7 protein-coding genes are annotated in these 12,240 nt (G+C 40.7%); 4 read left to right on the forward strand and 3 right to left on the reverse strand.

Going from position 1 to position 12,240, the window contains the following annotated elements; translation table 11 throughout:
- Positions 1–82 precede the first annotated feature (82 nt).
- Together recB and SOI76_RS16745 are read right to left on the reverse strand one after the other, a co-directional pair.
- On the reverse strand, positions 83–3,781 hold the full coding sequence (gene recB, locus SOI76_RS16740; RefSeq protein ID WP_205668477.1) for a UvrD-helicase domain-containing protein: 3,699 nt from the start codon (positions 3,779–3,781) through the stop codon (positions 83–85).
- A gap of 3 nt (positions 3,782–3,784) precedes the next feature.
- Positions 3,785–7,420 carry an exodeoxyribonuclease V subunit gamma gene (locus SOI76_RS16745; protein WP_104080636.1) on the reverse strand — a complete coding sequence of 1,212 codons (3,636 nt, stop codon included), beginning with the start codon at positions 7,418–7,420 and terminating at the stop codon, positions 3,785–3,787.
- A 168-nt stretch (positions 7,421–7,588) separates the two neighbouring features.
- Here SOI76_RS16745 and SOI76_RS16750 point away from each other — a divergent pair, with 168 nt between their 5' ends.
- Positions 7,589–8,095, forward strand: coding sequence for a hypothetical protein (locus tag SOI76_RS16750; protein WP_016142355.1), 507 nt, complete (start codon positions 7,589–7,591; stop codon positions 8,093–8,095).
- Positions 8,096–8,117: 22 nt separating this feature from the next.
- Here the strand turns inward: SOI76_RS16750 and SOI76_RS16755 are convergent, their stop codons facing one another.
- Positions 8,118–9,536, reverse strand: coding sequence for a phosphate--AMP phosphotransferase (locus SOI76_RS16755; protein ID WP_104080637.1), 1,419 nt, complete (start codon positions 9,534–9,536; stop codon positions 8,118–8,120).
- A 209-nt stretch (positions 9,537–9,745) separates the two neighbouring features.
- On the opposite strand from SOI76_RS16755, the gene SOI76_RS16760 reads away from it, so the two are divergent.
- The 3 genes from SOI76_RS16760 to SOI76_RS16770 all read left to right on the forward strand — a co-directional run bounded on the left by SOI76_RS16760 (position 9,746) and on the right by SOI76_RS16770 (position 12,228).
- The gene (locus SOI76_RS16760) at positions 9,746–10,453 is read left to right on the forward strand and encodes an FFLEELY motif protein (protein WP_104080638.1); all 708 of its coding nucleotides are present in this window, start codon (positions 9,746–9,748) and stop codon (positions 10,451–10,453) included.
- 147 nt (positions 10,454–10,600) lie between these two features.
- Positions 10,601–11,548 (forward strand): bifunctional demethylmenaquinone methyltransferase/2-methoxy-6-polyprenyl-1,4-benzoquinol methylase UbiE, encoded by a 948-nt coding sequence (gene ubiE / locus SOI76_RS16765; protein ID WP_069036494.1) that lies wholly within the window; start codon positions 10,601–10,603, stop codon positions 11,546–11,548.
- A gap of 11 nt (positions 11,549–11,559) precedes the next feature.
- Positions 11,560–12,228 (forward strand): SCP2 domain-containing protein, encoded by a 669-nt coding sequence (locus SOI76_RS16770; RefSeq protein WP_104080639.1) that lies wholly within the window; start codon positions 11,560–11,562, stop codon positions 12,226–12,228.
- Positions 12,229–12,240: the final 12 nt, after the last annotated feature.

Genomic DNA, 12,240 nt, shown 5'->3' on the forward strand with positions numbered 1-12,240 from the left:
GCTTGTCCACATGGTTATAGACAGGCTTATCCACATGTCAAGTATTTGTTAATCTTCAAATTACGCATTTTATCAGCATTTTTCATGCTATTTTATCCTCAGCAAAATACCCCAAAATGGCATCAAGACGAAGAATAAACTCGACGCTAGGTTCCCAATAATAATGCCCCTGCTCCGCTTCACCATTCATACCACGTAAATAAAGATAAGTTGCCCCACCTAAATGTTGCTCAATTTGGTAATCCTGCATTTTGACTTGCAAATAACGATGTAATGCAACGAGATATAAACCTGCCTGTAGCCAGTAACTTGCTAAAGACATGCTTTGGGCAATGCTATCGCTACGATAATCTGCAAGATCATCCCCTAAGTAATTACTTTTATAATCGGCAATGTGGTAACGATGACCATCAAAATAAACCAAATCGATAGAACCATTAAGGTAACGCGCTGAACGAGCTTCAAGCAGTTCTGGCATATGCAAACCATACTCAGCGAAGAGTTGCTGAATACGTGTCATCGCTAAAACCCGATCTGAAAGTGCCAAATAAAAAGGAAACTCTGACAAATACTGCTCTTGTTGGAGCTGATTTAGCCGGAAACCTTGATAAAGCGGTGTTCGCAAAATATCTTTCAACCAGTCTGCAACTGACTGGTAAAGCAGGCTCTCGGCGTCCTCTTGCTCTGGGAAGCTCTCGTTATATTTATTAAGTAAATCTTGCCAAAGGCCGCTATAGTCATTTTTAAAACGACGACGTATTTCTATGATCCACTCATCTGAACATTGAAAATCGATATGCTCAAATATTTCATGTAAGAAATTACCGGCAAGCGTCCCTCTAGGAAAATTATTCTTTATCCAGTCAATCGGCTGAGCACTGTTTGCTTCAGCAGTGTTAATTAAGTCTAACTCATCTTCTGCTAATACAGCATCATTGCTCTGACTGGCCAATAAATCTATGCCAGCCTTATGTTTTAAATGCTGTGCCAAGTAACTGAAACTGGTTTTCCCTCTCGAATAAAAACGTTGTTCAGGAAACCGTTTTGCTTGTATTTCAATAACACTGGTTTGCTTGGTTACATGAATTGCGTGTGGAATCTGTTCCAAAACCATTTCATCCGTACAACAACGGTGTTGAAAAGGCTCAGCTCTATTTTTCCAAAATGCGAGTCCTGATACCGATTTACCATCAATATCTTGTAGGACAGCATAGACGCGGTGGCTTGCTCGCGTTAAAGCGACATACCAAAGTCGATTCTGTTCAGCGAGCGCTCGTTCTTCGTGCTGCTTAAGTTCTATTTCATTCAAATAAGTCTTGTCAGCAATCGCAACGACACGTTGAGTCAAAGTCTGGTTTGAGTCCGGTTGGACTACATCTTGGGTCGAAAAATTGAGTGTTTTATTATTTTCTCGAAAGGGCTTATCTGCACCTAATAAAAATACAATCTTAAATTCCAGCCCTTTTGACTGGTGAATTGTCATGAGCTGAACACCAGCTTCGCTCGATAATTTACGCTCTAACTCCCAATCACGGTCAAGAGGAGAACGCAACTGTTTGAGATACCAGTGATAAAGGTTCTGAGCACCTGAGTATTTCTCACTGTGCTGACTCAGAATTTCAGTTAAATGACGCAAGTTCACCACAACCCGTTCATTATCTTTACTTTGAGCTGCAACCAAATTTTGCCATATATCAAACTGGATGAGGCATTGTTGCCAAGCCACTAAAAAGCCTTGAGCGGACCACAATTCTCTAATCGTGTCAAAACCAGACATAAATCGGCTTAACCCTTCGGCTGTCTGCTCAAGCTGCAATAGTTGCTTTAAATCCATAGCAAATAGACGGCTAATTAAAGCTCGCTTCACTTTTGCCTCATCGTAAGGATGAAGTATGGCGGTCAGCAAAGCCCCCACGTCTTGAGCAATCGTACAATCGAAAACACTTCGTTTTGATGGCCTATTAACCCGAATTCCTAAACGTTCTAGCTCAAATTGAACTTTATCCAGCCCATCATGATTACGAGACAATACTGCAATATCATCTTCGTTTAAGGTTTGAGTCTGAGCATCTTTTTGAAAATATAGTTGTCCAGCATGTGACTGGTTGAGTAGATCTCGAATCTTCCAAGCAACTTGCTGAGCCTCTGTTTCTTTATCTTTGAGCATTAACCAGCGCAAAGGGTGAGGATTATGATTGTTCTGCTCAATCAGCACAGGATGAGACCGAGTGCCTGCTCGAATTGGGTCATATTGAACTTCTTCACCAAAGTCGATTTGTCTTTGAAATAAGGCATCGACCACTTCAACCAGATCAGCAACTGAACGATGGTTATGAATTAACTTATATTCACGACCATGTTTGGCTTGAATATCTTTATAGGCATTTAAGAAGGTGAGCATATCCCCACCGCGGAAACCGTAAATCGCCTGTTTACGGTCGCCCACCATAATCATGCAACCTTTTTTGTAGCGCTCTGGATGGCGCCAAATGCTCGCCAGCATATCGTCTTGATCTTGGTTGGTATCCTGAAATTCATCAACCAAAATTAAGGGATATCGAGCCTGCACAAATACAGCAAAACGTTGCCCCTGCTCACCTTTTAAAGCTTCAGAAAGTGTACGAATTTGCTGAGAAAAAGTAGTCTCACCTTTATTTTGTAAAACCTGTGGTAAGCGTTTTTTAACCTCCACACATAAATAGGCTTTTAAATAAATATGAAGCTGGTCGAACTGCTCGGCGTAGTTTTTCAGCACACCAAATAGCTGTTGAATCTGTTGAATACAAGGATGCTGATAGAATCCATCTGAAATTTCAGCAGGACATTTCTTGAAAACTTTCTGATCGGCAAGTTGACCTAAAAACTTAAAAACAAGCTCACGTTGTGCAGTCAAAGACCCATCAAAAACCAAAATGCTGTCGCTTTGCGTTAGAACTTGTAAAAGCTGCGGTAAACACTCGCTAAATAATTTGTTAAACGCCCCATTCCGAAATATTGTGCCGCTCACATGTTTATAGTGCTCGCCATCAAGCTGGTAATAGTTCTCTAAAAGGCTTAAGTCAATTTCTGTTGCTAACTGTTTGAGCTGTGCAAGTTGTTCAAATTGAATGGTTGGTTTTTCAGGAAGCTTAAAATGAGCCGAACTAAAATTAAGTGAGTCTTCAACCAGTTTAACAAAACTATCAACACTCTTAAGCTCACCTGCCAAATACAATGCATCAATCACGGTTTGAGGTTGAGACTGTATCCATTCACGTAAAACATCATGAATCAGTTGTCGGCTATAGGTTTTGGCATCATCGGTAATTTGAGCACGTTCAATTTTTCCGCTCTCAAAAGCAAACTCACGTAATAGTTTTTGACTAAAGCTATCGAGTGTCCCGACAAATAACTCGTCTAATTGATCTATAACCAGTTTTAAACGTTCACACGCATAGGCAATACGCGTCGCAAAATGCTTTAGAATATGCTGGAGTAATAAGTCAGATTCTTGCTCGGCCTGCGTAAGTAACTCTTGTTCCGTAAAACTACGCTTGGCATCTAAATAACGATAAGTTTCGACCAAACGGGCACGAATACGGCTTTTTAACTCGGCAGCGGCTGCACGGGTAAACGTGGTCGCAATGACTTGTCTAGGCAAGTATTTTTCAAGAAAGATACGGACCATCAAACTTGATAAGGTATAAGTTTTTCCTGTACCTGCCGAAGCTTCAATTAAGTGTAAGCCACTAAATTCAATATCAATAATAGGTTGATAAGACACCTGTACTCTTGAGTTCATGCCTTACTCCGAATGTTGAAATTGAAAAACCGGATGATACAAATCATAGGCAAACTCATCACAAGCATGTTGAAGCAAAGCTTGCGCATCTTGTTCTTGCAAAATAAAGCTCCAGTCTTGATGCAACTTGCAAGCTTCATTTTGAGTCATATCCATTGTGGTAAATGACCCTGTCTCATTCCAGTATTTTAACAGCTCTGTATAGCTCTTCTCATCCAGTTTTGCTTTTTCTGTCTGATTTGTTGTTTCCCACTGATATGCTTTAGCTTTTTCTAACGGCTTTAATAATAAAGCGGCTGGTAGAACCAAAGGTTGTTGCTGTGCATGGCGCCAGATTTTAAACCATGGCTGTAAATATTGCCGAGCTTGCTCAGAACTTATGCCACTACAAATCACAGTTTGATCGCTAAAAACCACAATACGGCGTTTTTCAGTTCCTGCACTTCCCTCATTTAAGTAAGCTAACCAGAGTAGATATTCTAACCAGACTTTAGCGCGTCTTTTTGCGCGAGCGCTTGAAGGCTCCATACTCACCCAGTCCCGAGTTTCAGACTTCGGAACGGTAATATTCATATGAAGCTGTTTAGCAATTCGCCAAATACGCTGAGTTGTTTGTGTCACTGCTGGTGCATAATGGTTAAGGCGTTCAAGTAAACATTCTTGCTCAAAAACACCTTGTTGCCATGCGCTATATTTGACTTTACCGACAGGCAACTGATCAATTAATACTTCAGGTTGTGCTTGCTGTTCAGATTGTTGTAAAAAATGTCGAATCGCATAGCGCCCTAAACCATCTAATAATAAAGGTTCATTTTGGTCGAGCACTCCGACACTTCCTAAGTTTTCTACCCCTAAAGTTTTCAAATATAATCGTGCAGGGAATGTTACATCCTGTATCCACTGCTGGCTTTCTAAAACCAGTATGTCAGGTATTTGTAGCGGATAGGTCGTGTTCGCCCAAGGCTGACGGTTTCCTGAGACTTGCTGAATTTGTGTAGCGACCTTAAACCAGTGATCTTGATAACGAATAACACGCTTCTCTACAGTAAAACCTTTCGGGTCAAAGGGCTGTAAATCATGGAAGTGATGGAGTTGTTTTAACTGTGAAGGTATCTCAATCCCTTCAACAACTATATTTTCAGGTTCACCATCTTCAGCTTTCACAATCAAGGCAAGATGTTCACGGAACTCTTGAAGAATACTGGAAGGTTCGCGTACCTCGCCATCGTTCACATCAAAGCCGTTATAAAACAGCCATAAATTTTCTTGGGCTAATAATAAAGCATCTAAAAAAGCACCTTGATCATCTTCAAGTCGAGAGCGGTCACCTAACTGTTGGCGTAGTGCATCCATTAAATCAAATGGAACGTGGGTATCACGGTTTGGAAATTGCCCTGCATCAAGATTTAACATGACCTTTAAGCGATAAGGTAGCGGCCGAATATGCCCAATTTGGGCAAAGGTAATTTGTCCTGTCGGTTCAGCTTGTGCACTTTGGCTTTCTAAAGTCCGTTGAATTTCTTCAATAATATAAGGCAGAGGCAAGGTAATTTTGCGCAAAGTTCCTGTTTCTGCCTCGGCGTAATAACTTGCGAGCGTTAACATTCGTTCTTGTTTTTTAACTATTTCCCGCACAGCTTTTAAAGCAGCAACACCGACCTGCTCAAATTCAACAATATCTTTGCCTAGCACTTGGAGCCAATATTCAACAGTATAGACTTTTCCTTGTTCGTGCAGAGTTAGCCAATCACGGCGCTCATTCAAATCTTGATAAATCTGAATGAGTGTACCAATCAGCTCGAAATCGCTCGGTTGGACTTTGGCATAACTCAACACTTGATTGAACCTTGCATGCACAGGCACAGCAATGCCAAGGGCCAATCGCTCTAAGGCAAATTTAAAGCTATATCGATAATCATCATCACCGTCACACAAACTGCGCTTGAGATGCTCTGCATCAAGCCCTCGTTTAAAGCCAGCATCGGCAAGTAAATTTAAAATTCGCTCAACCTGAACATACTCAAGTTCGTAACGTTGCTGGGTCGCATGCAAGCTTAACCAGTCAGCAAAATCATCAAAGCTAAAACGGCCCTGCATCAGCTGAATACGCCCAATCACGGCACGCCAAGCATTAAGTGCATCAAGTGAGGCAACACCTGCGATTTTCACAGGCAAATGTACACCCTGCTCAGTAGCAGTAGCGGGAAATACACTTCGAATTAAAGGCTCAATATCAGCCAAATTAGGAACTAAAACTAAAATATCGTTTGGACGGCGCGGCTGCTCATGTGGTTTAGCCAACCAACAGATTAATTGCTCTTTTAATACTTCAAGCTGACGTAAAGTTGAATGACAAACATGAATCTGAATCGAGTCATCGTCTGGGGCAAGCTCATATTGTTTCGCTTGTGGTTCTACCAAATGTAAAATATCTGACTGAACTTTACCGAGTAAACTTTCTGGAAAATCATCTACAAAAGCATCCACCCACTTACCTTCTTCGCCCGTGGACAAATTTGATAATAGCGAAAAGTGGTCGCGGGCTTGCTTACCCAATCTGGTTAAAAGCGGATGTCTGGACTCACGCGCTTCAGCATTAAAATTGAGTGTGAATTTATTAAAAAACTCACTAATTTCAGTGTCTGTAGCCTTCGGATTTTGCGCAATAAAACGCTCTTTTACCCTTAAGTCATAACGTTGCTTCCAGAGTGGATCGACACTATCGGCCCAATATTCTTGTGAAGGGTTATAATGCAAAATCAGCACATCAACGTATTGCCCTAAACGGCGCAAAAACTGTAATTGGCTTGGCGGTAAATCTAACAACGTAAAGATCACCACTTGATTAGGTAATCTTGAAATAGCACGCTTACTGCGGTCCGGATGATCTAATTCTTGCCAAAACAACTCATCGATTTGCTGCATCTGCACAAAATCATCATGAAAATGTTGTTGCCATAACCAACGCTGCCAACGTTCTAACTCTTGCGTTTGATGCAATGCAAAAGCAGTCACTTCTTCATCTTTTTGTACAATATATTTTTCAATATCCAGTGATCGGCCCTGCCCCCAAGCAGACAACCAGTTTTCCGGACAAGTACAACTATTTTCACAACCACGCTGGCACTGTCCACGATAAATCATATAGTTACTAAATAAATCAGCAACCTGCTCAGCGACCCAATACAGCATTTTTTGTTTTTTTAATTGTTTATCTATGCCTTGTTCGAGACGATCTGCGCTGTCATAAATACGCTGAACAATAGAATGTAAAGGATGCGACGTATCGATGCTCATCGTGTCAGGTTGAATAAATTCGTGCAAAGCCTGATGCACCCGCCATTTAAAAATCAAACGGGGGATGTTCGCTTTACGAACCTGCTCTTTATGCGCAGTTAAAACTTGCTGATAGGCAAACCATTGGAAACCTCGTACCCGTTGATGAAACTGGTAATTGGCACTCATGCCTTGCTGTTCTGCAAGTTTTTGTATCAGCCACTGCTCGACCGCAGGACTTGGAACAATAAAATGTTGGGTTTTCAAAACCTGTAATGGATGCGTTGAAGCTTGAGATGTAGACGCCAATACACCTTGCAACAACACATCAATACGTTGACTTTGAATAACATGGATCCCCATTTATTTCATTTCCTGCTTGCATAATTTATGCACAAAATCATAAACATTCATTACTATACAACTGAATCTGACTATGTCACGTTGGTTTAAACACAGCATAATTTAACTTAAGGTGTCACTTACACTTGGTTTGAATGACGCCATCAAAAACTTATACAGGTAGACATTATGAAAATTGACAAGATTCCTGACTATATTGATCCTAGCCTAAATCTGGAACAAATTCGCGATGAGTGCCATGATCTCATCAAAAAAAGAGCTTACGTCTCAGCCGGAGCGGCAATTGTACCGATTCCTTTTTTTGACGTAGCGGTAGATTTGGGAATTTTGTCGCACCTGATTCCAGATATCAATTCCCGTTTTGGTTTAGCGCCTGAACACGTGAGCGTTTACGACCCAAAAACTAAAACTATTCATTGGGATGAGTTACGTAAACGCGGTTTTGAATTTTCAGGTTTTGTAGTCGCACGTACTACCGTTAAAAAAACATTTAACGGCTTTTTGGGCAAAATCGTAACAAAACAGGTGACTAAATTTATACCGCTAGGCGGACAAATTGTAGCAGCAAGTTTAGGCTATTTCATGATGAAAAAAATAGCAGAAACTCATCTGAATGACAGTTATAACCTTGCAAAACGTATTCAGCAAAAAAGTCGTGGTACAATTGTAAATTAATATGTGCATTTTAGCTGAGAGCTTAGTCTGCTCTCAGCTGTTTTAAAACTGCTCTTAATACTTCCAGACGTGCCGTATATTTATCATCAGTTGCGACGATATACCACGGTGCATATTCAGTACTGGTTCGCTCAAACATATCTGCGGCGGCTTTTAAATACTCGTCCCACTTATCACGATTACGCCAATCTTCTGCGGTAATTTTAAAACGTTTATGCGGTGTCTCTTCTCTGGCCTTAAAACGCTGCTCTTGCTCGTCTTTACTAATCGCCAGCCAAATTTTTACTACAACCGTTTGACTATCAAATAAATCTTTTTCAAAGCGGTTAATTTCATCATAAGCACGCTGCCATTCTAAAGGCGAAGCAAATCCTTCAACACGTTCAACGAGTACGCGCCCATACCATGTCCGGTCAAAAATCGTAATTTTTTCGGCTTCATTAATGCGGTTCCAAAAACGCCATAAGTAAGGATGCCGAGCTTCAAAGCGTTCAGGTGCACCAATACAATGAATATCGTATTCACGTGGGTCTAAGTTTTTAACAATTCGCTTAATCGCCCCGCCTTTACCGGCAGCATCCATACCTTCAAAAGCAATCACGACATTGCGTTTATCAAAACGCATGGCATCAGCAATTTTTTTGCTTAGTTTATCGAGCTCTTTTTTATATTCAGCTTTTTCAAGTGGTGCATTAGAAGGTTTTAATAAACTCTCTGGAATTTTAGCCTGCTGCCATTTTCCTTTAACTTCGGTTTCATGCTCTGGAAGTTGACGCATATGTTGTAAAAGGTATTGAGCAAAAAACTGATCACGCTGTTTTTCATCTTCACCATCAATAATGTACCAATCGTCGGTAAAGCGACGGCGTAACTTTTGCAAAGTGTCATATTGTTTTTTATTACGCCAGTCTAGGCCATGAAGCTTATGCCAATGTTGCTCTGACGGGTCTATTTTGTCTAAACGTTTTTGTAGTGATTTCCATGAAAGATCAAACCAGACTTTAATCACATCAACGTAGTTATTTTTTATATCTTGCTCAAATGCCCGCATATTTTCAACGTATTCATCAAAGCGCGCTTCATCTAAAGGTTCGGAAACATGTGTCGCGGTGACCAATAAATCGCTATACCAGTTGCCGAACATCACCACAATTTGTCCTTCAGTCGGAATAAACGCTGAGTAAGATTGCCAAAATGCCTCATTGTCCGTCAGCACACGTGGCGCGTCTGCTTTAACTCGTAAATATCGTGGATCTAGCCATTCACGAAGTTGCTTAACGGCCTCGCCTTTTCCTGCCAGTTCAATACCACTCATTAAAATGAGTGTGCTTTTAGCGTTGGGTTTTCCCCGACTTTCTTTTAACGCATATTGTGCTTCAATCAAGTCGACTGAAAGCTGTTCTTCATCACGAATCTCAAATTTTGGTTGTTGTTCACTCATAGTCCACAGCTCTAATCTTTTATTGTTTAATTTCGAAGATCTTTAACTTATGCGGTTAATTGATGAATTGCTATACAAATTATGTCATTGCGACAAAAATCTGCCTAAGAATTGACGCATGAATCATTTTTTTTACATCTACTCGCCATAGTACAAGGTTACAATGCCTTTTATGATTTTTTGCAAATAGCCCAATATTAGAGCCTTAAATGTCTAAACTCGCTGCTTTTGATGATCTTTTACAACAATATAAAACATTTAATTATCACGACAATCCTGTGCTTGCCCAACGTTTGCAAGATGTACAAACATGGCTAAAAGAGCGGATGAAAGATACGCATCACGACTTTTTTAATTTGCCAGCGCACAAGCTCATGTCAGAGTACTTTTTAAATCGTTTATATGGCGGTCCAGAGTTTGATGCCTTGGCAGCTCAAATTGAACGCCTATTGAAATATGCGCATAAAGCAGAAAAAGTTTTACCTGAAAATGCAATTAAAACAGGCACTAAATCGGTAAGTTTGGCTGTACTTGCCACTCGACTTGATGAGCAAGTAGCAATGCAACTTCTTGAGGACTATCCGGCAGATACCGTACTCAATGATGAGATTATGCGTTTAACCTTAATCAAGCTCGATCAAGCAGAAGAGCGTTATCAACAGCTTGCCCTTCTTGATGATTTAGGAGCAGCGCTCGATAAATACATGCGCTCATTTATGATGTTTACTGCTTTTAAAATGTGTAAAGGTATTGCCCAAAAATATCACTTCGAATTGATGTATGATTTCATTCAAGATGGTTTTAGTGCGATGAAACCGTTAAAATCAGCCGAGACCTTTATCAAGACTTTTACTGAAAAAGAACGCCAGATTATTGAAAATGTACATTCAGGGCATCCGAATCCGTTTAGAGTGTGATAAGGTCGGCACATAGAAAAACTCAACCTCGCGAAGTTGAGATTTTATTCATTATATTTGCGTGATGATGCCTGTAAAAATAGACAAAATCTGTCATCATGCAGAACTTATTCCGTTTCACTTGAGTTTGAGTCTAGGAGAGACAATATGTCTAACGAAAACCAAAAGCCAACATCTCCAACTGAGCAGGCACAAAGTTCAGACAAAGTTAGCCCATTCCTAAGCTCACCTTTACCTCAAGGTACACCTCAAGGGCAACAACAATCTTTACAGCAAACCTTAACAGACACACCTGTGAATGGTTCTGTACCTAAATACAATTTACCTCGTGGTGCTGGTAATACCGGCAACGTTGGTGAAACCACACACTTTGGTTACTCAACAGTTAGAACTGAAGATAAAGCACAAAAAGTTGCAGAAGTTTTCCACTCGGTTGCAAGCAAATATGACTTAATGAATGACTTGATGTCATTTGGTATTCACCGTTTATGGAAGCGTTTTGCAATTAACATGTCTGGTGTTCGCCGTGGTCAACACGTGTTGGATATTGCGGGTGGTACAGGCGACTTAGCAAAAGTATTTAGCCGTGAAGTTGGTCCGCAAGGTCATGTTGTACTTTCGGACATTAACGAATCTATGCTCAATGTTGGTCGTGACCGTCTAATTGATGCAGGCTGTACCAATGTCGATTTTGTACTTGCCAATGCAGAAACATTAGAACCTTTTGCAGACAACAGCTTTGATCTTGTAACAATCAGCTTTGGTTTACGTAACGTGACAGATAAAGACGCAGCACTTGCTTCTATGTTCCGTGTGTTAAAACCAGGTGGCCGTTTACTGATTCTTGAATTTTCTAAACCTGTATTTGAGCCATTCTCAAAACTTTATGACCTCTATTCATTCACCGCTTTACCGATTATGGGTAAATTGGTTGCGAATGACTCAGAAAGCTATAAGTATTTGGCTGAATCAATCCGTATGCACCCAGACCAACGTACTTTAAAAGGTATGATGGAAAATGCTGGCTTCCAGAACTGTGACTATCACAACCTTACTGCAGGTATCGTTGCTGTTCACCGTGGCTTTAAACTGTAAAGGATAACGATATGTGGTCGATTCTGGCACTCGGTGCAGTCGAACGTATCATTCATCATCTGATCGATCTGGATGCGGTTACACGCATTCAGCTTAATCAGTTACAGGGCAAAATGTTGCGTGTTGTGATTGATAGCCCGCAGCTTTCTGTCGATGTGTTCTTTGACCAAGAAAAAGTACGTCTTGAACCTACCGTAACAGCTCATAGTGAAAAGCCTTCTATTTTTGAACAGCGTCCTTTTGATGCGCAATTCAAAATTTCTGAAGCAACAGCAACTTTGCATGTTAAAGATGTCGTTGAACTGATTAAATTATTGGTCAGCGATCCAGACCAGATTGGGAATATCCCGCTCCAAGGTGATTATCACCTCCTACAGGATATTCAAAAGATTATGCAGCAAGCTGAACCTGATTTAGCTGCGCATTTATCAAGATGGGTGGGTCCTCAACTCGCTCATGAAATTGGCAAGATTCAACTTGCACCAAAACATTTAAAACGCTCCGTGCAAAGCCATCTATTTTTTGCTGAAGACGCATTAAAAGAAGATAGCGGTCTATTTGCCCCTCGCTGGGAAATGGATGACTTAACTCAAGCAACTCGCAAGCTTAATCAAGACATTGACCGTCTAGAAGCAAGATTGCAGCAACTCAATGCACAACTACAACCCTCTCAAGACTAGGTAAGATTGTAT

The sequence above is a fragment of the Acinetobacter pittii genome (assembly GCF_034064985.1).
Lineage (GTDB): Bacteria > Pseudomonadota > Gammaproteobacteria > Pseudomonadales > Moraxellaceae > Acinetobacter > Acinetobacter pittii_H.